Source organism: Microbacterium sp. HMWF026, assembly GCF_003061325.1.
GTDB classification, from domain to species: Bacteria; Actinomycetota; Actinomycetes; order Actinomycetales; family Microbacteriaceae; genus Microbacterium; species Microbacterium testaceum_E.
In genome coordinates this window covers 1-21,999 of record NZ_QAJB01000093.1, presented here as the reverse complement: position 1 = coordinate 21,999, position 21,999 = coordinate 1, and the positions used below count along the sequence as shown (strand labels likewise).

The 21,999-nt window shown below is 70.8% G+C and carries 22 protein-coding genes; 1 reads left to right on the top strand and 21 read right to left on the bottom strand.

Annotated features, from left to right (window positions below):
• The 21 genes from DBR36_RS04615 to infC form a co-directional block, all read right to left on the bottom strand.
• Positions 1-834 (bottom strand): DUF4184 family protein, encoded by an 834-nt coding sequence (locus DBR36_RS04615; protein WP_108317769.1) that lies wholly within the window; start codon positions 832-834, stop codon positions 1-3.
• Between the two features lies 1 nt (position 835).
• Positions 836-2,149 (bottom strand): tyrosine--tRNA ligase, encoded by a 1,314-nt coding sequence (tyrS, locus tag DBR36_RS04610; RefSeq protein ID WP_108317768.1) that lies wholly within the window; start codon positions 2,147-2,149, stop codon positions 836-838.
• A 58-nt stretch (positions 2,150-2,207) separates the two neighbouring features.
• Positions 2,208-2,936 carry a hypothetical protein gene (locus DBR36_RS04605; RefSeq protein ID WP_108317767.1) on the bottom strand — a complete coding sequence of 243 codons (729 nt, stop codon included), beginning with the start codon at positions 2,934-2,936 and terminating at the stop codon, positions 2,208-2,210.
• Positions 2,933-3,580, bottom strand: coding sequence for a SatD family protein (locus DBR36_RS04600; protein ID WP_108317766.1), 648 nt, complete (start codon positions 3,578-3,580; stop codon positions 2,933-2,935). The genes DBR36_RS04605 and DBR36_RS04600 overlap by 4 nt, the downstream gene beginning before the upstream one ends.
• Before the next feature lie 51 nt (positions 3,581-3,631).
• Positions 3,632-5,062 carry an argininosuccinate lyase gene (gene argH / locus DBR36_RS04595; protein ID WP_108317765.1) on the bottom strand — a complete coding sequence of 477 codons (1,431 nt, stop codon included), beginning with the start codon at positions 5,060-5,062 and terminating at the stop codon, positions 3,632-3,634.
• Between the two features lie 9 nt (positions 5,063-5,071).
• On the bottom strand, positions 5,072-6,247 hold the full coding sequence (locus tag DBR36_RS04590) for a heparan-alpha-glucosaminide N-acetyltransferase domain-containing protein (RefSeq protein WP_108317764.1): 1,176 nt from the start codon (positions 6,245-6,247) through the stop codon (positions 5,072-5,074).
• Positions 6,226-7,149, bottom strand: coding sequence for an ornithine carbamoyltransferase (argF, locus tag DBR36_RS04585; protein ID WP_108317763.1), 924 nt, complete (start codon positions 7,147-7,149; stop codon positions 6,226-6,228). The genes DBR36_RS04590 and argF overlap by 22 nt, the downstream gene beginning before the upstream one ends.
• Positions 7,146-8,393 carry an acetylornithine transaminase gene (locus DBR36_RS04580; protein ID WP_258222563.1) on the bottom strand — a complete coding sequence of 416 codons (1,248 nt, stop codon included), beginning with the start codon at positions 8,391-8,393 and terminating at the stop codon, positions 7,146-7,148. The genes argF and DBR36_RS04580 overlap by 4 nt, the downstream gene beginning before the upstream one ends.
• Positions 8,390-9,292, bottom strand: a complete 903-nt coding sequence (argB, locus tag DBR36_RS04575) for an acetylglutamate kinase (RefSeq protein WP_108317762.1) — start codon at positions 9,290-9,292, stop codon at positions 8,390-8,392. Before argB ends, DBR36_RS04580 begins: the two co-directional genes overlap by 4 nt.
• Positions 9,289-10,446 (bottom strand): bifunctional glutamate N-acetyltransferase/amino-acid acetyltransferase ArgJ, encoded by a 1,158-nt coding sequence (argJ, locus tag DBR36_RS04570; RefSeq protein ID WP_108317761.1) that lies wholly within the window; start codon positions 10,444-10,446, stop codon positions 9,289-9,291. The genes argB and argJ overlap by 4 nt, the downstream gene beginning before the upstream one ends.
• Positions 10,443-11,492 carry an N-acetyl-gamma-glutamyl-phosphate reductase gene (argC, locus tag DBR36_RS04565; RefSeq protein ID WP_108317760.1) on the bottom strand — a complete coding sequence of 350 codons (1,050 nt, stop codon included), beginning with the start codon at positions 11,490-11,492 and terminating at the stop codon, positions 10,443-10,445. The genes argJ and argC overlap by 4 nt, the downstream gene beginning before the upstream one ends.
• A 477-nt stretch (positions 11,493-11,969) precedes the next feature.
• A complete protein-coding gene (gene pheT, locus DBR36_RS04560) occupies positions 11,970-14,480 on the bottom strand; it encodes a phenylalanine--tRNA ligase subunit beta (RefSeq protein WP_108317759.1) in 2,511 nt (836 codons plus the stop codon).
• Positions 14,480-15,520, bottom strand: a complete 1,041-nt coding sequence (pheS, locus tag DBR36_RS04555) for a phenylalanine--tRNA ligase subunit alpha (RefSeq protein WP_108317758.1) — start codon at positions 15,518-15,520, stop codon at positions 14,480-14,482. The genes pheT and pheS overlap by 1 nt, the downstream gene beginning before the upstream one ends.
• Positions 15,521-15,570: 50 nt before the next feature.
• Positions 15,571-16,485: an amino acid ABC transporter permease gene (locus tag DBR36_RS04550; RefSeq protein ID WP_108317757.1), complete on the bottom strand. Its 915-nt coding sequence runs from the start codon at positions 16,483-16,485 to the stop codon at positions 15,571-15,573.
• Positions 16,482-17,132, bottom strand: coding sequence for an amino acid ABC transporter permease (locus DBR36_RS04545; RefSeq protein ID WP_108317756.1), 651 nt, complete (start codon positions 17,130-17,132; stop codon positions 16,482-16,484). Before DBR36_RS04545 ends, DBR36_RS04550 begins: the two co-directional genes overlap by 4 nt.
• A 72-nt stretch (positions 17,133-17,204) precedes the next feature.
• Positions 17,205-18,122, bottom strand: coding sequence for a glutamate ABC transporter substrate-binding protein (locus tag DBR36_RS04540; protein ID WP_108317755.1), 918 nt, complete (start codon positions 18,120-18,122; stop codon positions 17,205-17,207).
• A gap of 128 nt (positions 18,123-18,250) precedes the next feature.
• Complete coding sequence (locus DBR36_RS04535) at positions 18,251-19,012, bottom strand: amino acid ABC transporter ATP-binding protein (protein WP_108317754.1); 762 nt, start codon at positions 19,010-19,012, stop codon at positions 18,251-18,253.
• Between the two features lie 75 nt (positions 19,013-19,087).
• A complete protein-coding gene (locus DBR36_RS04530) occupies positions 19,088-19,885 on the bottom strand; it encodes an RNA methyltransferase (protein WP_108317753.1) in 798 nt (265 codons plus the stop codon).
• A gap of 103 nt (positions 19,886-19,988) precedes the next feature.
• On the bottom strand, positions 19,989-20,372 hold the full coding sequence (gene rplT, locus DBR36_RS04525; RefSeq protein WP_108317752.1) for a 50S ribosomal protein L20: 384 nt from the start codon (positions 20,370-20,372) through the stop codon (positions 19,989-19,991).
• A gap of 29 nt (positions 20,373-20,401) precedes the next feature.
• The gene (gene rpmI, locus DBR36_RS04520) at positions 20,402-20,596 is read right to left on the bottom strand and encodes a 50S ribosomal protein L35 (protein ID WP_013583375.1); all 195 of its coding nucleotides are present in this window, start codon (positions 20,594-20,596) and stop codon (positions 20,402-20,404) included.
• Positions 20,597-20,644: 48 nt separating this feature from the next.
• Complete coding sequence (gene infC / locus DBR36_RS04515) at positions 20,645-21,310, bottom strand: translation initiation factor IF-3 (protein WP_108317775.1); 666 nt, start codon at positions 21,308-21,310, stop codon at positions 20,645-20,647.
• 207 nt (positions 21,311-21,517) lie between these two features.
• Here infC and DBR36_RS04510 point away from each other — a divergent pair, with 207 nt between their 5' ends.
• Positions 21,518-21,943, top strand: a complete 426-nt coding sequence (locus DBR36_RS04510) for a DUF1844 domain-containing protein (protein ID WP_375136055.1) — start codon at positions 21,518-21,520, stop codon at positions 21,941-21,943.
• Positions 21,944-21,999: the final 56 nt, after the last annotated feature.

The window sequence follows — 21,999 nt, the reverse complement described above, 5'->3', positions numbered from 1 at the left end:
CTAGTCGCCGCCCGCGCGCCCACCCGTGTGACCCGCGGGCCGGGGCGAGGTCCGCCCATCCCCGACCCGGCGCCGCCACTGCACCAGCACCGCCAGCGCGAGCGTCGCCGCACCCCACGCGGCGGCGACCTTGACCAGCACGCCGTAGATCAGGTGGGTCGGGGTGTAGTCCGGGCCGAACCCACCCTCGACCGCCAGGGCGACGAGGCTCGCGCCCACCAGCGCCACCGGCAGCGAGAGCCACCACACCGCGCGCACGGCATCCGGCAGCACGCGGGCGACCGAGCCCGGAGAGCGCCGCGACAGCCACATCACCGCGAAGACCGCGAGCACGACCAGACCGAGCGCGCTCGACGCGTGCTGCAGCCACTTGGCGCCCGAGAACGGCCCCCACTGCGCGGCGAGCACGGGGAACAGCTGCTCCCCCGTCCGCCCCTCGTGCGTGAACAGGTCCCACGCGATGTGCGAGAGAACCCCGAGCGCGAGCGACAGGACGAGCCACAGGATGCCGACCACTCCCCCGCCGAACGTCTCGCGCGCCGCGGCCGGGGCACCGGCATCCCACCCCTCGGGCAGACGCGCGGCCACGGCCCGCGGTAGCAGTTCGCGAGTCGCAGGCCGCAGGACGCAGCGCCAGACGACGACCAGCGCGAGGGCCACGACCACGGTCGGCGCGAGCCAGGCCGGATCGTGCGTCATGGCGTAGTCGGGCACCATTCCGCGCAGGAACAGAGGCAGATCGGGGGTCATCGCGCCGATCGCGATCGCCGCCGGGACCAGCCGCGTGCGCAGGAACGGAAGCGCGACGACGGCATGGCTCGGCGTGAACGGCATGTCAGCTCAAGAAGAGTCCCGCGAGCGTCTTCTTACCGCGGCGCAGCACCGAGACGCCGCCGGGAAGGGTCCCCTCAACGATCGCCTCGTCGCTCGCAACCTTCTCGCCGTCGAGCGAGACGCCGCCCTGCGCGATCGCGCGACGGGCCTCGCTCAGGCTCGCGCACAGCCCCGTGGCCGTGAGCGCCTCGACGACGGTGGACCCGGCGGCGACGGTCGCGTGCGGCAGCTCTTCGAGGGCGCTGCGCAGCACGGCGGCGTCGAGCGCGGTGACGTCGCCCTGTCCGAACAGCGCCTCGGTCGCGGCGATGACGGCCTCGGTGGCCTCGGGTCCGTGCACCGTCGTCAGCACCTCACGGGCGAGGCGCTTCTGCGCGGCGCGGCGGAAGGGTTCGGACTCCACGAGCTGCTCGTAGCCGGCGATCTCGTCGCGCGTGAGGAACGTGAACACCTTCAAGCGCTCGACGACGTCGCGGTCATCGGTGTTGAGCCAGAACTGGTACATCACCCACGGGCTGCACATCTCGGCATCCAGCCAGATCGCATTGCCCTCGCTCTTGCCGAACTTGGTGCCGTCGCTGTTGGTGATGAGCGGCGTGCCGATCGCGTGCACCGAGACGCCCTCGACCTTGCGCACCAGATCGGTGCCGCTGGTGAGATTGCCCCACTGGTCGCTGCCGCCCGTCTGCAGCACGCAGCCGTACTGGCGGTGCAGCTCGAGGTAGTCCAGGCCCTGCAGGATCTGGTAGCTGAACTCGGTGTAGCTGATGCCCGCCTCGGAGTTGAGGCGCGCGCTGACGGCGTCCTTCTTGAGCATCGTTCCGACGCGGAAGTGCTTGCCGATCTCGCGCAGGAAGTCGATGGCGCTGAGGGGGGCGGTCCAGTCGAGGTTGTTGACGATGCGCGCGGCGTTGTCGCCGTCGACGCTCAGGAAACGCTCCACCTGGGCACGGAGCTTTCCGACCCACTCCTCGACGGTCTCCCGCGTGTTCAGCGTGCGCTCCGCCGTCGGACGCGGGTCGCCGACGAGGCCCGTGGATCCGCCGACGAGCCCGAGCGGGTGGTGCCCCGCGAGCTGCAGACGACGCATGGTCAGCAGCTGCACGAGGTTGCCCAGGTGCAGGCTCGGCGCGGTCGGGTCGAAGCCGCAGTAGAACGTGATCGGGCCCGCACCGAGCAGTTCGCGCAGCTCGCCCTCGTCGGTCGAGACGTGCACGAGCCCCCGATACACCAGCTCGTCCCAGACGTTGTCGAAAGTCGGGTCGTTGGCGGGTGCGAGGGCGCTCACGGGCGCCGCGTCGGTGGAGGCAGACACCGGTTCAGGGTATCAGCGGGGCAGAAGGGCTCCGGATGCCGTGCCCCGCCCGGTCCGCTCACCCGGCGTGCACGCCCCACCACACCAGGAAGGCCGCCGCGAGAGACGTGACCCAGCTGACGAGGCTGCCGATCAGGAAGTACTCGGCGCGATCGCCGTCGTCGCGGTCGCGCGAGATCTCGGGGAAGCGGACGATCCCCTTGGCCGCGAGCACCGCCGCAAGCAGCGTGTACGCGCCGGTCAGGGTGAGCACGAACACGAGGATGCGCTCGAGCGGGCCGATCAGGCGACCGCCCTTGAGGGTGGGCGGTGCGGCCTCGCCGGTCGCGCGGTCCCCCTCGCCGGTCGCCCGGTCGCCCATCTCGGAGCGCAGGGCGATGCGCACCACGGCGTTCCCGGACTCGAGCAGGAACACCAGGCAGCCGACGACCAGGACGGCGACGTCGATCGATACCGACTCACCCGGCCGGTAGCTCGCCCAGGCCTCGCCGATCAGCCCCGGTCGCGATCGACCGGGGGCGACCACGACGCACGCCGCCGCGGCGAGCGCGAGCAGGGCGACCGGCCACAGCCCGGCGCGGGCGGGGCCCGTCTCGGGCACGACCCAGGTCCAGATGGCGGCGACGGCGACGGCGAGGATGCCGGCGACCACCGCGTCCAGTCCGGCCGACACCGCGACGAGAGCGACCGCGGCCACGGCGAAGGCGATCGCGCGCCCCGCACGGATCATCTGGCGCAGCAGGTCGACGGCGCCGACGGCGAGCAGCAGCAATCCGGCGGCGATCATGCGCGCTCCCCCGCGGTCAGCACGGCGAAGCCCTCGACCAGGGTGGCCGATCCGGCCGCCGCAAGCGCCTGTGACACGGCGGACTGGCTGATGCCCTCGGCCTCGGCGAGTTCGCGCTGCGATCGACCGATGCAGCGCCCGTAGGTGAGCCGCCGACTGCGTTCGCTCATCGCCGAGACCGCGTGGTCGCGGGCGAGGGCGTAGGCGCCGGCCAGGGCGATCGTGTCGGACATGGCGGCATCCTCTCCCTCGGCGAGCTCGATCCACGTGCGCGCGAGCGGCGCGGCGCGCTGTTGCAGGCGTTCGACGTGCTCGATGGCCGCGCGCGCGGCCCACCACGCCGGTCCCTCGGGCACGATACGTCCGTCGAGGTCGATGGGACGCACCGCGCCGACGCCGACGCCGAAACGGCAGTCGATGCCGTCGGGCAATGCGAGGCGGATGAGCAGGAGCGAGGCCAGCGCCCGCGGGAGGGTGTCGTATTCGCCCTGCAGCTCGTCCCCCGCCACCGGGGCGAGGGGCGCGGACGCCACGGGAAGGACGCGGTCGACCTCGGCGATGACGTCGGCGATCGTTCTCTGCGCGCCCGCGCGGTCGGTGAGTTGCCGCGAGGCGACGATGTCGGCGATCACGGCGACGGTCATGCGATCAGCGTAATACTTATCGACGCAGGTTGATAAGCGAATTACTGATATTCACGGAAGAATCGGGCGCGCCGCGGCCTGCGCGCGCTCGACGAGCTGCGCACGCTGCTCGGCCACGCGCACCGGAGCCGTTCCGCCCGCGCCCGTACGGCTGGCGACGCTCCCCTCGATCGTGAGGACCTCGCGCACCTGCGGCGTCAGCGACGGCGACACGGATGCCAACAGCTCATCGTCGGCGTCTTCGAGACCGATCTCTCGGTGCTCGCAGGCGCGCACCAGCGCGCCGGAGATCTCGTGCGCATCGCGGAACGCCACGCCCTGACGCACGAGCCACTCGGCGACGTCGGTCGCGAGCGAGAACCCCTGGGGGGCGAGCTCGGCCATGCGGTCGGTGTGGAATCGCAGGGTCGCGATCATGCCCGAGAACGCCGGCAGCACGAGCTCGAGCGTGCGGACCGAGTCGAAGACGGGCTCTTTGTCTTCTTGCAGATCGCGGTTGTACGCCAGCGGCAGCCCCTTGAGGGTGGCGAGCAGGCCCGAGAGGTTGCCGATGAGACGCCCGGCCTTGCCGCGCGCGAGCTCGGCGATGTCGGGGTTCTTCTTCTGCGGCATGATGCTCGACCCGGTCGAGAAGGAGTCGTCGAGCGTGACGAAGCCGAACTCGCGGGTGTTCCAGAGGATGACGTCCTCGGACAACCGCGACAGGTCGACGCCGATCATCGCCGTGATGAAGGCGAACTCGGCGACGACGTCGCGCGACGCGGTGCCGTCGAGGGAGTTCTCGGAGGGGCGGGCGAGCCCCAGACGGTCGGCCACGAGCTGGGGGTCGAGGCCGAGCGTGGCCCCGGCGAGCGCACCGCCGCCGTAGGGCGAGACCGAGGCGCGCGCCGTCCAGTCGCGCAGGCGCTCGATCCCCCGCGTGAAGGCCCACCCGTAGGCCTGCAGGTGGTGCGCCAGCAGCACGGGCTGGGCGTGCTGCAGGTGCGTACGACCCGGCATGATCGCCGTCTCGTGAGCCTCGGCCTGCGCGACGAGCGCGTCGATCAGACGCAGCAGCTCGCGGGTGAGGGTGCGGGAGTGATCGAGCAGGTACAGCCGCACGAGGGTGGCGATCTGATCGTTGCGGCTGCGGCCGGCGCGCAGCTTGCCGCCCACGGCGGGGCCCACCGTCTCGATGAGCACGCGCTCGAGGGCGCCGTGGACGTCCTCGTCGCTCGGCGCGGCGACGAGCGAACCGTCCTGCACGCGCGCGGCGACCTCGTCGAGGCCGGCGTGCATGGTCGCGGCCTCGTCGGCGGTCAGGTAGCCGGCCGCCTCGAGGGCCGCGGCGTGGGCGTGCGAACCCTGGATGTCGTAGAGCGCGAGGTCCCAGTCGAAGTGGGTCGAACGGCTCAGCGCCGCCAGCTCGGCAGAGGGGCCGCCCGAGAAACGGGCTCCCCACAGGGCGCCCTCGTTCGTCGACGGACCGGTCTCTTCGCTCATGCGTCCAGCCTAGCGAGGGCCGCCGACGTCGCCGGATGCCACGGGACCCGCAGAGGCCGGTCCCGGGCCGCCCGTGCGGGTGACGGCATCCGGTCCGACGACGGCACGCACCACCGCGTCGACGACGGCCTCGAGCGGACCCCGACCGATCGTGAGGGCCCAGACCGTGCAGCCGACGATCAGCCCCAGGGTGAGGGGACCGAACAATCCCAGCTCGCGGACGCCGTACAGGTCGGAGGTGTCGCCGAGCACGGCGAGCGCGACGACCGCCCACACCACCAGCTGCAGCACGTACGCCGTCAGCGGCATCGAGCCCACGGCCCGCAGCGGGATCGCGAGCCAGCGCAGCGGCGTGCGGCACAGCAGCAGGCACAGCCCGATCGCGGCGATCGCGAAACCGCCCGAGCCGATGACCTCCCACAGGCCCGAGGAATGGTCCTCGGCCGTCAGCACGGCGGCGAGGTAGCCCCCTCCGGACACGAGGGGCGCGGTGGCGAGCGCGAAACCGTACCCCGCCAGCATCAGCGAGACGCCGCCGAGGACGAGCAGCGCCTGCTCGGGCGCGCGCAGCAGATCGAGGCGCCCGACACCCATGCCCGCGAGCAGGAAGGCGATCCACACCGTGAAGGGATAGTTCCAGCCCACCAGGGCCGCCAGCTCGTCGCCGCCGAGACCGGACCAGATCGGCGCGGCATCCAGCACCGGCTGGAGCCAGGGCATGACCAGGGCGAGCGCCCCCGCGGTCAGGAACAGCCCACGCGCCCCCATGCCGAGGAAAGGCAGGGCGAGCACGAACAGCAGAGCATAGGCGGGAAGGATGACGTACACCGGCACCCCCGTGAGCACCAGCAGCAGACCGATGACCCACAGCAGCGCCCCGCGCATCGCCAGACGCGCGGCCGCGCGGGGCCGCCGGGCGGGATCGAGGGGTCGCGGACCGCCCGTCACGAGCGCGATGGAGACACCCGCCAGGGTGGCGAAGAGGATCGAGGAGCGCCCGTTGACCACCGTGATCCACGTCTCGGGGTCGGGCGTGAGCACCCGCTCGGTGTCGAGCAGGTGCGCCGCGAGCATGCCGATGACGGCGAGCCCGCGCGCCAGGTCCACGCCGACCAGCCGCCCCGGCCCGTCGAAGCGGGTCCAGGAGCGGCCGAGTCGGGCGGTCAGTCCTGACGCAGGAGCCACACCAGCAGCGCCTTCTGCGCGTGGAGGCGGTTCTCGGCCTCGTCCCACACGACGCTCTGCGGGCCGTCGATCACCTCGGCGTCGACCTCGTACCCGCGGTCGGCGGGAAGGCAGTGGATGAAGATCGCGTCCGCCGCCGCGCGCTGCATGAGCGCGGTGGTGACCTTGAAGCCGCCCAGGTCGCGGATGCGCGCGATCTTCTCTTCTTCTTTGCCCATCGACACCCACGTGTCGGTGACGACGACGTCGGCTCCGGATGCCGCGGCCTCGGGGTCGGCGACCAGGGTCACCGAGCCACCGGTCGCGGCGGCGATGCGCTCGGCATCCGCGATCACATCGGCGCGGGGCGCGTAGGCGTCGGGCGCGGCGACGCGCACGTGCATGCCCGCGGTGACCCCCGCCAGGACGTAGGAGTGCGCCATGTTGCTCTGGCCGTCGCCGAAGAACGACAGGGTCAGGCCCTTCAGCTCGCCCTTGTGCTCGCGGATCGTCAGCAGGTCGGCGAGCAGCTGGCACGGGTGGAAATCGTCACTGAGGGCGTTGACCACCGGAACACGCGTGCCGCGCGCCATCTCTTCGAGCCCGGCCTGCGCGTAGGTGCGCCAGACGATGGCCGCCACCTGGCGCTCGAGCACGCGAGCCGTGTCGGACGGGGTCTCTTTGCCGCCCAGCTGGCTGTTCGCCGTCGAGATGATGAGCGGCGAACCGCCCAGGTCGGCGATGCCCACCGCGAACGACACGCGCGTGCGCGTCGAGGACTTGTCGAAGATGACGGCGACCGTCTGCGGGCCTGCGAGCGGCTTCTGCGCCCAACGGTCCTTCTTCAGCTCGATCGCGAGGTCGAGGATCTCGGCCTGCTCGGCCGGGCTCAGGTCGTCGTCGCGCAGCAGGTGGCGGGTCACGCGGGAGCTCCTTCGAGGATGAGGGCGTCCGAGACGGTGGCGAGCGCGGCGCCGAACAGGCGCAGGAACTCCGCGACCTCGGCATCCCCGATCGTCAGCGGCGGGGCGATGCGGATGGTGTCGTCGTTGGCGGCGTTGACGATCAGACCGTGCTCCTGCGCGGCGGCGACGACGGCCTTGGCGACGGGGCTGGTCAGCGCGATGCCGAGCAGCAGCCCCTTGCCGCGCACGCCGCCGATCAGCGGCGAGCCGAGCGCCGCGATCCCCTCGCGCAGCTGCGTCTCGCGCAGGGCGGCGTTCGCGACGAGTCCGGCGGACTCGATCTCGGCCAGGACGGCTCCGCCGACGGCGGTTCCGAGGGCGTTGCCGCCGAAGGTCGAGCCGTGGGTGCCGGGGAAGAACAGCTCGCTCGCCGCGCCGAAGGTAATGAGCGCGCCGATCGGGAAGCCGCCGCCGATGCCCTTGGCGACCGTGATCGCGTCGGGAACGATACCGGCGTGCTGGAATCCGAACCAGGCACCCGTCCGACCCGCACCGGTCTGGATCTCGTCGACGATCAGCAGGGCGCCGTGACGCGCGGTGATCTCGCGCGCCGCGGCGAGGTACCCCTCGGGCAGCTCGACCACGCCGGCCTCGCCCTGGATGGGCTCGACCATGAGGGCGGCGACGCGCTCGTCCATCGCGGCCTCGAGGGCCTCGACGGTCGCGTCGATGTGCTCGACGCCCGGCACCATCGGCAGGAAGTCCGCCTGCAGGGCGGGCTTGCCGGTCAGGGCGAGGGCGCCCATGGTGCGGCCGTGGAAGCCGCCCTTGAGGGTCAGGATGCGCGTGCGGTCGGTTCCGCGGCCGTGCAGGCGCGCGAGCTTGAGGGCGGCCTCGTTGGCCTCGGCTCCCGAGTTGCCGAAGTAGACGCGGCCGGACTCGCCGGTGCCGGCGAGGCGCTTGAGGCGCGCGGCCATCGCCAGCTGGGGCGGCGTCGCGAAGTAGTTCGAGACGTGCGCCAGGGTCGCGGCCTGCGCCGTGATGGCCTCGACGAAGACCGGGTGGGCGTGCCCGAGGGCGTTCACCGCGATGCCGGCGAGGAAGTCGAGGTACTTCTTGTCGTCGCCGTCCCAGACGTACGCACCCTCGCCGCGGACGAACAGCGCCATGCGGTCTCCGAAGCTGCGGACGAGGTCGCGTCCGGCGTCGTCCTGCCATGCGGCGCGCGTCGCCACGGGTTCCTGAGTCGTGTCCGCGTTCACGCGACCACCTCCGTTCCGATTCCCTTGCTGGTGAACAGCTCCACGAGCACCGAGTGCGGCACCCGTCCGTCGATGATGGCCGCCGTCGGCACGCCCCCGTCGACCGCGTCGAGGCACGCCTGCATCTTCGGGATCATGCCCGATTCCAGCGAGGGCACCATCTGGCGCAACTCCGTCGAGGTCAGGTGCGACACGAGCGAGTCCCGGTTGGGCCAGTCGGCGTACAGGCCCGGGACGTCGGTCAGCACGACGAGCTTCTTGGCGTTCAGTGCCACCGCGAGGGCGGCGGCGGCGGCATCCGCGTTGACGTTCAACGACGCCCCCGGGTGGTCGAGGTCGGGGGCGATGCTGGACACGATCGGCACACGTCCGGCCGCGAGATGGTCGAGCACCGGCTGCGGGTCGACGGTGACGACGTCGCCGACCCGGCCCAGGTCGTGCTCGACGCCGTCGACGACGACGCCGCGACGGCGGCCGCCGAACAGACCGGCGTCCTCGCCGCTCAGGCCCGTGGCCAGGGGCCCGTGCGCGTTGACCTTGGCGACCAGCTGCGGGTTGATCTGGCCGGTGAGCACCATGCGCACGACGCCGATCGCCTCGGTCGAGGTGACGCGGTAGCCTCCGCGGAACTCGCTCGGGATGTCGAGGCGGTTCAGCATCGACGAGATCTGGGGGCCCCCGCCGTGAACCACGACCGGCTTCACGCCGACGTAGCGCAGGTAGGCGATGTCGGCCGCGAAGGCGTCCTGCAGCTCGTCGCTGACCATCGCGTTGCCGCCGTACTTCACCACCACCACCTGGTCGCGGTACTTGCGCACCCAGGGCAGGGACTCGACGAGCGTGACCGCCCGTTCGCTGGCCGCGGCGGGATCGGTGTCTTGCAGATCGACGTGGGTCATGAGGAGTAGGCGCTGTTCTCGTGGACGTAATCGTGCGTGAGGTCGTTGGTGCGGATCGTCGCGGTAGCCTCGCCGACGCGCAGGTCGATGACGAGGTCGGTCGCGCGGGGCGTGAGGTCGACGTCCTCGCGGGGGCGGTCGGGGCCGCCGGCGGTGCACACACGCACGCCGTTCATCCACACGTCCACGTCGTAGGGGTCGAAGGCGGCGTCGGTCGTACCGATCGCGGCCAGCACGCGGCCCCAGTTCGGGTCGTTGCCGAAGATCGCGGCCTTGAAGAGGTTGTTCCGCGCGACCGAGCGTCCCACCTCGACGGCCTCGTCCTCGGTCGCCGCGTTGGTCACGCGGATGGTGATGTCGTGGCTCGCCCCCTCGGCGTCGCCCTGCAGCTGGGCGGCCAAGTCGTCGCAGACGCCGGCGAGAGCGGTCGCGAACTCGTCGGCATCCACCCGGATGCCACTGGCCCCGCTGACCATCAGGGTCACCTGGTCGTTGGTCGACATGCAGCCGTCGGAGTCCAGGCGGTCGAAGCTCGTGCGCGTGGCCGCGCGCAGGGCGGCATCCGCTTCGCCGGCGTCGAGGACGACGTCGGTGGTGAGCACCACGAGCATGGTCGCGAGGCCCGGTGCGAGCATGCCCGCACCCTTGGCCATGCCGCCGATGCTCCAGCCCGCGCCGGCGTGCGTGGCGCGCTTGGGACGCGAGTCCGTCGTCATGATGGCGAGTGAGGCGTCTTCTCCGCCCTCGGTCGACAGGACGGCGACGCCCTTGTCGACGCCGTCGAGCACCTTGGCGCGGAAGACCTCGTCGCCCGTTCCGATCAGGCCCGTGGAGCAGACGACCACGTCGCCCGCGCCGACACCCAGCAGCTCGGCGGCGCGCTCGGCGGTCTGGTGGGTGGTCTGGAAGCCGAAGCTGCCGGTGAAGCAGTTGGCCCCGCCCGAGTTGAGCACGACCGCCTCGACGACGCCGTCCTTCACGACCTGCTCCGACCACAGGATCGGGTTGGCCTTGGCCCGGTTCGAGGTGAACACCGCGGCGCCGACCTTGAGCGGGCCGCGGTTGACCACCACGGCCACGTCGCGCGCGCCGGTGGACTTCAGACCGACGGCGACACCGGCCGCCTCGAAACCTGCGGGGGTGGTCACGCTCACGGAGCGACTCCGTTCAAAGGAAGGGCGGTGGTCTCGGCGAGGCCCAGCGCGATATTCATGGACTGCACGGCGGCACCGGCGGTGCCCTTGACGAGGTTGTCGACGGCGGCGACGACCGTCACGCGGTTCGCCGCGCGATCCACGGCGACCCCGATCGAGGCGACGTTGGCGCCCAGCACGTCGGCGACACGGGGGAAGACGCTCTCGGGCAGCAGCTCGACGAAGGGCTCGTCGGCGTACGCCTCGACCCAGGCGGCCCGGATCTCGGCATCCGTCGCGTCGCCGACGATCGGCGCCGTCGAGGTGGCGAGGATCCCCCGAGCCATCGGCACGAGCACGGGAGTGAACGAGATGCGGATGCCGTCACCCGGCGCGCCCGCTGCGGCCAGCGCCTGGCGGATCTCGGGGATGTGCCGATGCGTACCGCCGACGGCATAAGGGTTGGCGGTGCCGAGGATCTCGCTGGCCAGCAGGTTGGTCTTGGCCGCTTTGCCGGCGCCGCTGGGGCCGACCGCGAGCACCGAGACGATGTCGCCCGGGTCGATGACCCCCGCCGCCACGCCCGGAGCGAGCGAGAGCGCGACCGTCGACGCGTTGCACCCGGGGGCGGCGATGCGGCGCGCCCCGCGCAGGTTGTCGCGCTGCTTTCCCCCCGCGATCGGCAGTTCCGGAACGCCGTACGCCCACGGCTCGGCGTGCGCTCCGCCGTAGAACGCGGCCCAGTCCTCGGCGGACGTGAGGCGGTGGTCGGCGCCGGCGTCGATCACCAGAGCGGTGTCGGCGAGCGCGTCGGTGTACTGGGCGGACTGACCGTGCGGCAGGGCGAGGAAGACGATGTCGTGACCCGCCAACACCTCGGGAGTCGTCGGCTGCAGTTCGAGATGCGCGAGCGAACGCAGGTGCGGCTGGTGGGCGAGGAGCCGCTGTCCCGCGCTGGAGTGCGCGGTGACCGTGCGGATCTCGACGTCGGGATGGTCGGCGAGGAGGCGGAGGATCTCGCCGCCCGCGTAGCCGGAAGCGCCGGAAACGGCGACCGAGAGGGTCATACATCTACCTTACGAGTCGGGGCTGGTGCTGCACGCAGCGTGGAGCGGGGCGGCGACGCCCGTATGCCCGACCGATGGCGGGTTACGAGGTCGCCGAGAATCGGCGCTCGACCCGACGTCGACGCGCAGCACCGGTGCTCACGAAGAGCTCCTCGGCGCGCACGGTGATCGACGACATGACGCGAGGGTATCGGCCGTGTCGACGATGGAGCAAATCCCGCACGGCGGATCGCCTCGCGGGTGCCGCGACGGCGTGTCCGCCCGTGTCCCCCATTTGGGGGACAAGAATCGCGTATGCTGAGGAACCTGCCCTCATCGCCGGGCACTTCCGACTGCCCCCCTTACCGGCGATGAGGGCAGACCTCTGTCCGCGGCTCGGCGGTCGCCGGTCGCACTCCGCCGGTCCGACCCGCCCGCTCGCCGACACGCGAAGAGCGCCGTGCAGCATCGGCTGTACGGCGCTCTTCGGCAGCGGGATCAGTCGCGGATCGCGGCCCCGAAACGCTCTGCCGCCACGGCGACCCCGGCGAGCTTGGCCTCGGTCGCCTCCGCGGCGGTCAGCGTGCGGTCGGGTGCGCGGAAGCGCAGCGCGAACGTGAGGCTCTTCGTGCCCTCCGCGAGTCCCGGCCCGCGGTAGTCATCGACGAGTCGCGCCCCCTCGAGCAGGGGCGCCCCGCCCTCGACGAGCGCCCGGCGTACCTCGCCGGCGGCGATCCCGGCCGGGACGGTGAGCGAGACGTCCTGCGTCGCGACGGGGAATCCGGACAGGGATGCCGCGACCACGCGCGACTGCGCCAGCTCGAGCATCGCGTCGAGGTCGAGCTCGGCCACGAGGACGCGAGCGGGCAGGTCCGCCGCGGCCGACACCGCCGGCAGTACCTCTCCCACGTAGCCGATGTCGTGTCCCGAGGCGACGACGCGCGCCGTGCGACCCGGGTGCAGCGCGGCACGCTGGGCCTGGACCAGTTCGATGTCGAGCCCCGCGGCGGCGGTCAGCACGCGCACGGCGTCGACGGCATCCGCGAGATCGGCGGCGAGCGCCGCCTGCCCGGGCTGCTTGGCGACGGAGTGACCGGTCAGCAGGATCGCCACGTGGCGGCGCTGGGGCGGGATCGACGCATCGAGGGCCGTCAGGGTCGCGGCATCGGGGCGCACCGCGAGCGGCGGCACCGACGGCGTGCCGTACTGCACACCGGGCTTCGGCAGGAAGACGGTCCCCGTCTCGAAGAGGGCGAGATCGACGATGCCGCGCGACACGTTGCGGTGCGCCACTTGCAGCAGGGCCGGGACGAGCGAGCGACGCAAGTAGGGCGACAGGCCGTCGAGAGGGTTGGCCAGTTTGACGCTGGGCAGCTTCTCACCCGAGGGCGAGCCGTGCAGCGCGTTCTGCTCCTCGGTCGTGAACGGGAACGAGGGCGTCTCGACGAAGCCGGCGGAGGCCAGGGCGTTCGCGACCCGGCGGCGGCCCTGCTGCGCCGAGGTCAAGCCGCGGCCCGACGGCGGGGTGGGCAGCACCGAGGGGATGCGGTCGTAGCCCTCGATGCGGGCGACCTCTTCGGCCAGCGTCCACTTGTCGGTGAGGTCGTGGCGCCACGAGGGCGCGGTGACGGACCAGCCGCCGTCGCGCTGTTCGACCGCGCACCCGATCAGCTCGAGAGCCGAGACGGTCTCGTCGTCGGTGTAGTCCACGCCGATCAGGCCCGAAACGAACCCCGCGGGCAGGGTGATCGCTTCGCGACGGTACTCCGCCGACAGCGACCCGCCGAGCTCGGTGTCGAGCGTGCCGCCGGCGAGCTCGACCATCAGCGAGGCGACGCGCTCCGCCGCCACGAAGGGCACGAGGGGGTCGACACCGCGCTCGAAGCGCCGCGACGCCTCGGAGGGCAGCTTGTGGCGCCGCGCCGTCCGGGCGATCGAGACCTGATCGAAGGTCGCCGCCTCGATCAGGACGTTGCGGGTGGCGTCGCTCATCTCGGTGGGACCGCCGCCCATGACGCCGGCCAGACCGATGGGCCCCGACTCGTCGGTGATCAGCAGGTCCTCGGCATTCAGGGTGCGAACCTGCCCGTCGAGGGTCTCGAGCTTCTCGCCCTGCTCGGCGCGACGGACGGTGATGCCGCCCTGCAGGCGGTCGAGGTCGTACCCGTGGATCGGCTGGCCGAGCTCGAGCATCACGTAGTTGGTGATGTCGATCAGCACGCCGAGCGAGCGGATGCCCGCGAGCGAGAGTCGCGTGATCATCCACGGCGGGGTCGGACGCGAGGGGTCGACGTCGCGCACGATGCGCGCGACGAACTCACTGGCTCCCGCGCGCCCGCGGATCGGGGCGCGGTCGTCGACGGCGATCGAGAACCCCGAGGGCGTGCGCGAAGCCGCCTCGTCGTGCCCGGTCCCCGGGTCGCGGAACGCCGCCCCGGTGGCGTGGGAGTACTCGCGCGCGACGCCGCGCAGCGACAGCGCGTAGCCGCGGTCGGGCGTGACGTTGATCTCGACGGCGATGTCGTCGAGGCCGAGAAGGGCGATGGCATCCGTTCCCACGGGAGCGTCGATGCCGAGTTCGACCAGGCGCAGGATGCCGGAGTGCTCGCTGCCGAGACCCAGCTCCTTCGCCGAGGCGATCATGCCGTCGGACACGTGGCCGTAGGTCTTGCGGGCCGCGATCGGGAAGGGGCCGGGCAGCACGGCGCCGGGCAGGGTCACCACGACCTTGTCGCCGGCGAAGAAGTTGCCGGCACCGCACACGATGCCGCGGACTCCGCCGTGCTCGGCCCCCACGTCGACCTGGCACCACCGGATCGTCTTGCCATTGGACTGCGGCTCGGGCGTGAACTCCACGACCTGTCCGACCACGATCGGGCCGGTCAGTTCGAAGCGGTGCACGTCTTCTTCTTCGAAGCCGACGGACACGAGCGCGGCGAGGACGTCCTCGGGCGTGGCCTCGGTGGGCACGTCGACGTACTCGCGCAACCAGGAGAGCGGGACGCGCATCAGACCACCATTCCGAACTGCTCGCTGAAGCGGACATCGCCCTCGGCCATGTCGCGCATGTCTTGCACGTCGCTGCGGAACATGAGCGTGCGCTCGATGCCCATGCCGAACGCGAAGCCCGAGTACTCCTCGGGGTCGATGCCGGCGGCCCGCAGGACGTTGGGGTTCACCATGCCGCAGCCGCCCCACTCGATCCATCGCGCCCCGCCCTTGAAGGTGGGATGCCACAGGTCGAGCTCGGCGCTCGGCTCGGTGAAGGGGAAGAAGTTGGCGCGGAAGCGCGTCTTGGCCTCGGGCCCGAACAGCACGCGCGCGGCGTGGTCGAGGGTGCCCTTGAGGTGGGCCATCGTGATGCCCTTGTCGACGACGAGGCCCTCGAACTGCGTGAACACCGGCAGGTGCGTCGCGTCGAACTCGTCGGTGCGGTAGACACGGCCCGGGCACAGCACGTAGATCGGCAGGTCGCGCTCGAGCATCGAGCGCACCTGCACGGGGCTGGTGTGGGTGCGCAGCACCAGGTGCCGCGCGACCGGGTCGACGAAGAAGGTGTCCTGCATCTGCCGCGCGGGGTGGTCGACGTCGAAGTTCAGCGCGTCGAAGTTGAACCACTCGTGCTCGAGCTCGGGCCCCTCGGCGATCTCCCATCCCATGCCGACGAAGATGTCGGACACCTGCTCCTGCAGGAGGGAGATGGGATGCCGAGCCCCGACGCGGGCGCGCTGCGGGAGCGCGGTGACGTCGATGCGCTCGGCCTCGAGCTGGGCGGCGGTCTCGGCCTCGGCGAGCTCGGCTTCACGGGCGGCGAGCGCCTGATTCACCTGGCCGCGCGCCTGGCCGACGAGCTTGCCGAAGGCGGCCTTCTGCTCGGGGGCGACATGGCGCATCTGGGCGTTCAGGCGCGCGAGGGACGACTGGTCTCCCGTGTGCGCGGAGCGGGCGGCTTTCAGGTCGGCCGTGGTCGCGGCGGCGGCGATGGCGGCAAGAGCCTCATCGACCGCGGAGGCGACGGCCTCGGGGGTGATCTCGGGTGCGTCGGACACGAGATGAGAGTCTACCGACGGGCGGGGAGACCGCCCCGCCCGTCGGTCGCTCACAGTCCGTGGGAGTCGTGCTTGCCGAGACCGCGCTGGGCGACGATCAGCTCGGTGTCCGTGCCCGTCTGACCCGCGGGCTCGGCGGGGGCGACGGCGCCCGCCTTCGGCGACTTCCGCAGGCGGATCTCGACGCGGTGCGCCGCGAACGACAGGGCGAGGCACATGGCGACGTAGATGACGCTCGCGATCATCGCGGCGGGGATCAGGGGCGAGCCGTACTCGCCGTTCGAGCCGAGCAGGCGAGCGAAGTAGAGGAGCTCGGGGTAGGTGATGATGAAGCCGAGCGCGGTGTCCTTGAGGGTCACCACGAGCTGGGCGATGATGACGGGGAGCATGGCCCGGATCGCCTGGGGCAGCAGGATCAGGCGCATGACGCCGGACTTGCGCAGACCCACGGCGTAGCCCGCCTCGCTCTGACCGCGCGGCAGGGCCTCGACGCCGGCGCGGATGACCTCGGACAGCACCGAGCCGTTGTAGAGCACCAGCGCGATCACCACGGCCCAGTAGGACGACATCTTGATGTCGATGACCGGCAGGCCGTAGTAGAGCAGCAGCATGAAGACGAGCACGGGGACGGCGCGCAGGATCTCGACGATCCACCCGACCGGCAAACGCACCCACCGGTGGTCCGACATACGGCCGATGGCGAGCACGAAGCCGAGGACGAGGGCCCCGACCGCGGCGACGGCGAAGGCCGCGAGCGTCGCCAGGGTCGCCTCGCCGAACCGCTCCCAGATGGCGGAGTAGGTGAAGACGTTCCACTTCGCCGCGGAGAACTGGCCGGTGTCGATGAAGCGCCAGATGACGAAACCGATCACGGCGGCGACGAGCAGCAGCGTGACCACGCCGATGATGCGGTTGCGCAGTCGTGCGCGCGGGCCCGGGACGTCGTACAGGACGGAGGAGCTCATCGGGCGACCTTCCACTTCTTCTCGGCGGCGTTCTGCACAGCGGCCAGCAGCAGCACGAGGACGACGAACACGACCATGACGAGCAGGATCGTGACGAGCTGGTTCTCGCCGTTCTCGCTCATCGTCGCGCGGATGTTGCCGAGGTTGACGACCGAGAACCCGGCGGCGACCGTGGTGTTCTTGAGCAGGGCGATGAAGACGCTCATCATCGGCGGGATGACGGAACGCGTGGCCTGCGGCAGCACGATGAGCGACATCACCTGACCGAAACCGAGGCCGAGGGCGCGCGCCGCTTCGGCCTGGCCCACCGGCACGGTGTTGATGCCCGCGCGGATGGTCTCGGCGACGTAGGTCGCCGTGTAGACGCCGAGGCCGCACACGGCCAGGAGCAGGAAGCTGCCGCGCGGCACGTCGACGAGCAGCGGCACGCAGAACGCGAAGAAGAACAGCACCAGCGTCAGCGGGGTGTTGCGGATCCAGTTGACGTAGACCGCGCCCACGCCGCGTGCGATCGGCACGGGCGAGACCCGCATGGCCGCCACGATGAAGCCGAGCACGAGGGCGATGAGTCCGCCGCCCACGAAGAGCACGACGGTCCCCCACAGCGCCTGCGCCCACAGGTCGGGGTAGTCGAAGATCTGATTCACCGGAAGCTTTCCGTTCTTTCGCGTCGTGCTCGGGAGGGTGCGGGCGGCGCCGTGGCGCCGCCCGCACGGGGATCAGCTGACGGGGTCGACCGTCGGCTGCTCGCCGGAGACGCCCGAGGCGCCGAGGTTCTTCTCGAAGATGGCCTGCCAGGTGTCGCCGCCATCGGTGAACATCGTGTTCACGAACTCCTGGAAGGCGGTGTCGCCCTTGGCGATGCCGACGCCGTAGCGCTCCTCGCTGAAGGGCTCGCCCGCGATCTTGAGGTTGTCGGGGTCCTGGGCCGCGTAGCCGAGCAGGATGGCCTCGTCGGTGGTCACGGCATCCACTTCGCCGTTCTTCAGCTTCTCGACGCACTGCGAGTAGGTGTCGAACTCGACGACCTGGGCGGGAGTCTGCTCGCGGATGCGCTGGATCGGGGTCGACCCGGTCACCGAGCAGACGGTGGTCTCGGCCGTGAGCGCGTCCTTGCCGGTGATGGTGTCGTCGTCGGCGGCGACCAGCAGGCCCTGACCGGTGAGGAAGTACGGACCGGCGAAGGAGATCTGCTCCTTGCGCTTGTCGGTGATCGAGTAGGTGCCGACGTAGTAGTCGATGTCGCCGTTGATGAGCGCCTGCTCGCGGTTGGCCGAGGCGATCGCCTTGTACTCGACCTTGGACTCGTCGGCGGGGTCGAAGCCGAGCGATGCCGCGATCCAGCGCGCGGTGTCGACGTCGAAGCCCTTGCGCTCACCGGTCACGGGGTCGAGGTAGCCCAGACCGGGCTGGTCCTCCTTGACGCCGACGACGATCTTGCCCGCCGACTGGATCTTGTCGAACGTGGGGCTGTTCTCGATCGTCACGTCCGACGCGACAGCGCCGTAGACGGGAGCGTCGCCGCTGCCGCCCTCGGAGCCGCCCTCGGCGCCGGGGGTGCCGCTGTTGCAGGCCGTCAGGGCCAGCAGGCCGGCGGCGATGATGCTCGCGCCGGCGAGAAAACGTGTCTTACGCATGTGATGTCTCCTTGGTTACGTGTGCTGTGCGGATGGATGAGTCGTCGGGACGGCGCGCGAGATCGACCGGGGGACGGTGGATGGGCGTTCGGCGGAGAACCTCCTCGTTCGGCGCCGTCGGAGCAGGATCAGTGCGTGATGAGCTTCGAGAGGAAGTCCTTCGCGCGGTCGGATTCGGGACGGGTGAAGAAGTCCTCGGGCGCGGCCTGCTCGACGATCTGGCCGTCGGCCATGAACACCACGCGGTTGGCCGCCTTGCGGGCGAAGCCCATCTCGTGCGTGACGACGATCATCGTCATCCCGTCCTTGGCGAGACCGACCATCACGTCGAGCACCTCGTTGATCATCTCGGGGTCCAGCGCCGAGGTGGGCTCGTCGAACAGCATGACCTTGGGCTTCATCGCCAGCGCGCGGGCGATCGCGACGCGCTGCTGCTGGCCACCCGAGAGCTGGGCCGGGAGCTTGTCGGCCTGGTGGCCCACGCCCACGCGCTCCAGGAGCGCCCGCGCCTCTTTCTCGGCATCCGCCTTCTTCATCTTGCGGACCTTGATCGGGCCCAGCGTGACGTTCTCGAGGATCGTCAGGTGCGCGAACAGGTTGAACGACTGGAACACCATGCCGACGTCGGCACGCAGCTCGGCCAGACCCTTCCCCTCTTTGGGAAGCTCCTTGCCGTCGATGGTGATCGAACCGCTCGTGATGGTCTCGAGGCGGTTGATGGTGCGGCACAGGGTCGACTTGCCCGAGCCCGAGGGGCCGATGACGACGACCACCTCGCCGCGGTCGACAGTGAGGTCGATGTCCTTCAGCGCCTGGAACTGGCCGTAATGCTTCTGCACGTCGGAGACGACGACGAGGGGCTCGGAGCCCGCCGGGGGAACGGATGCCATGTGTTCACCCTATGAGGGTGAACCTCCCGCGACCACATTCTCGCGCAGGCCTTAACCGTTCTGTAACAGCCGCCCTCAGTGCGCGCGCTGCGCGAAAGCCGTCTCGTACAGGCAGACGCTCGCGGCCGTGGCGAGGTTCAGCGACTCGGCCCGGCCGTAGATCGGCAGCCGCAGAGCGAGGTCGGCGTGGGCCAGGGCGGCCTCGTCGAGACCACGCGCCTCGTTGCCGAACAGCCACGCCGTCGGCTGCGCCAGAAGATCCCGGGATGCCAGGAAGTCCGCCCCGTCGACGTCGGCGGCGACCACGCGCAGACCGGCCTCGTGCACCCGTTCGACCACGTCGGCCAGGTCGAGGTCGACCGCCACCGGGACGTGGAACAGCGATCCGGTCGTGGAACGCACCACCTTGGGGTTGTACGGGTCGACCGTGCGCCCCGTCAGGATCACGGCGTCGGCGCCCGCGGCGTCGGCGGCGCGGATGATCGTGCCCAGATTGCCCGGGTCGCGCACCTCTTCGCAGATGGCGATGAGGCGCGGACCGCCGGCCAGGACGTCCTTCAGCGCCGTCGGGGCCTGGCGGGCCACCGCGACGATGCCCTGGGGGGTGACGGTGTCGGCCATGGCATCCAGGACCGCCTCGGTCGTGTACTGCAGGTCGACGCCCGCACGCTCGGCGGCGTCGCGCACGTCCGTGTGCTTCTCCATCGCGGTCGGCGTGGCGTACACCTCGAGCACGGTCTCGGGGGCCCAGGCGAGCGCCTCGCGGGCGGCCTGCGGGCCCTCGAGCAGGAACAGACCGGTCTCCTGCCGGGCGGCGCGCCGACTGAGTTTGGCCACGGCGCGTACCCGCGGCGAACGGGGGTTCTCCAGCACGATCCGAGTGTATGACGGCGACGGAATGAAACCCCGGATGCCGCGCGAGAACGACGGAACGGGCGCCCTCCGAAGAGGACGCCCGTTCCGGGAGAAGATGCGCTTACGCGGTCTTCGCAGCGTTGACGTCGCTGGGCAGGGCCGCCTTGGCGGTCTGCACGAGCGAGGCGAACACGGCCGGCTCGTTCACGGCGAGCTCGGCGAGCATGCGGCGGTCGACCTGGACGCCCGCGAGGCCGAGACCCTGGATGAAGCGGTTGTACGTGAGGCCGTTCTGGCGGGACGCGGCGTTGATGCGCTGGATCCAGAGACGACGGAAGTCGCCCTTGCGCTTGCGGCGGTCGCGGTACGCGTAGACCAGGGAGTGGGTGACCTGCTCCTTGGCCTTGCGGTACAGACGCGAACGCTGTCCGCGGTAACCGGAGGCGCGCTCGAGGATGACGCGACGCTTCTTGTGGGCGTTTACTGCCCGCTTGACTCTAGCCATTTCTGTTTCTTCCTAACGTGCGTCGGCGCTCAGAGACCGAGGAGCTTCTTGGCGACCTTCGAGTCACCCTTGGCCAGGACCTGCTCCTGGTTCAGGCGACGGGTGCGCTTCGAGGCCTTGCCTTCGAGGTTGTGGCGCATACCGGCCTGCTGCTTCATGAGCTTGCCGCTACCGGTGAGCTTGAAGCGCTTCTTGGCACCCGAGTGGGTCTTCTGCTTCGGCATCTGTCTTCCTTCGTTGGTGTTCCCGGCGGAGCGGGAGTCTGGGGAGCTTTACTCGGCGGGGGCCGAGGTGGGCGTTTCTTCCGGGGCCGAGTCGCCACGGGCGGCGCTGCGTGCCGCCTCGCGGTTCGCCGCGCGCTGCGCGTTCTGCTCGGTCTTGACCTCGGACTTGTTCTTGTGAGGAGCGACCACCATCACCATGTTGCGGCCGTCGATCGTGGGGTTCGACTCGACGGTGCCGAACTCGGCGACGTCTTCGGCGAACTTGCGGAGCAGGCGCACACCCTGCTCGGGACGCGACTGCTCACGACCACGGAACAGGATCATGGCCTTCACCTTGTCGCCCGCCTGGAGGAAGCCCTCGGCGCGCTTGAGCTTGGTGATGTAGTCGTGGGCTTCGATCTTCAGACGGAACCGGACCTCTTTGAGGACGGTGTTCGCCTGGTTACGACGCGTCTCTTTGGCCTTCTGAGCGGCCTCGTACTTGAACTTGCCGTAATCCATGATCTTGACCACGGGCGGCTTCGAGCTCGGCGCAACCTCGACCAGGTCGAGGTCCGCTTCCTGGGCCAGGCGCAGCGCAGCTTCGATTCGGACGATGCCGACCTGCTCGCCGTTGGGTCCGACGAGACGGACCTCCGGGACTCGGATGCGCTCGTTGGTGCGGGGATCGCTGATGCGGAACTCCTCTTGTGTGCGGGTGGTGGCCGCCGCGATCCGATCGGACCACGGGCGAAGAGGAGTACACACGCCACCCGGCACGGTGCTGTCAGCACCGGCTTCTGCACCCTGGCGACCCCGTGCGACACGGAGCGGAGTGCGGGAACCCGGTAGCCTGGAGCGGCAAGCGCGGGTGGGATGTGATCCTCTTTCGTACGGAGTGAAACACTCCGAAGCCCGCCATAGTCTAGCAGAGAGATTCACGTGGACACGATCCCCTCCGACCAGCCCGCCGACGACCACGCCCCGCACCGTCACGGCGCAGAAGACGAGCGCCTCGCCCGCTGGGAGGAGCAGGAGCGCGCGTCCGCCTCCGCCACCCGCGACATCGCCGACGTGCCCGCGGTCGAGGTCATCACGACCGCCGCGGTCCACCTGATGAGCGCCGCCGCCGTCAAGACGGGCCTGGCCGACAACCCCGCCGAACAGCTCGACCTCGACGAGGCCCGCAAGCTCATCAACTCCCTCGCCGGGCTCATCACCGCCGGCGCCCCCGAGATCAGCGACATGCACGCCCGCTCGCTGCGCGACGGTCTGCGTTCGCTGCAGCTCGCCTTCCGCGAGGCCTCGGTCATCCCGGACCCGATCGGCAAGGGCCCGGGCGAGAAGTGGACGGGCCCGGTCACCTGAGTCGTTCGTTGGGGGGGGGTACCGGGCTCGGTGATGCCCCGTCCCCAGGCGAGGGC

Excerpts from the sequence above, each read along its gene's own strand:
- DBR36_RS04615 (WP_108317769.1), bottom strand. The coding sequence starts at position 834 with ATGCCGTTCACGCCGAGCCATGCCGTCGTCGCGCTTCCGTTCCTGCGC.
- DBR36_RS04605 (WP_108317767.1), bottom strand. The coding sequence starts at position 2,936 with ATGATCGCCGCCGGATTGCTGCTGCTCGCCGTCGGCGCCGTCGACCTG.
- DBR36_RS04600 (WP_108317766.1), bottom strand. The coding sequence starts at position 3,580 with ATGACCGTCGCCGTGATCGCCGACATCGTCGCCTCGCGGCAACTCACC.
- argH (WP_108317765.1), bottom strand. The coding sequence starts at position 5,062 with ATGAGCGAAGAGACCGGTCCGTCGACGAACGAGGGCGCCCTGTGGGGA.
- argB (WP_108317762.1), bottom strand. The coding sequence starts at position 9,292 with ATGACCCACGTCGATCTGCAAGACACCGATCCCGCCGCGGCCAGCGAA.
- argC (WP_108317760.1), bottom strand. The coding sequence starts at position 11,492 with ATGACCCTCTCGGTCGCCGTTTCCGGCGCTTCCGGCTACGCGGGCGGC.
- pheT (WP_108317759.1), bottom strand. The coding sequence starts at position 14,480 with ATGCGCGTCCCGCTCTCCTGGTTGCGCGAGTACGTCGACGTGCCCACC.
- DBR36_RS04550 (WP_108317757.1), bottom strand. The coding sequence starts at position 16,485 with ATGAGCTCCTCCGTCCTGTACGACGTCCCGGGCCCGCGCGCACGACTG.
- DBR36_RS04540 (WP_108317755.1), bottom strand. The coding sequence starts at position 18,122 with ATGCGTAAGACACGTTTTCTCGCCGGCGCGAGCATCATCGCCGCCGGC.
- DBR36_RS04535 (WP_108317754.1), bottom strand. The coding sequence starts at position 19,012 with ATGGCATCCGTTCCCCCGGCGGGCTCCGAGCCCCTCGTCGTCGTCTCC.
- rplT (WP_108317752.1), bottom strand. The coding sequence starts at position 20,372 with ATGGCTAGAGTCAAGCGGGCAGTAAACGCCCACAAGAAGCGTCGCGTC.
- rpmI (WP_013583375.1), bottom strand. The coding sequence starts at position 20,596 with ATGCCGAAGCAGAAGACCCACTCGGGTGCCAAGAAGCGCTTCAAGCTC.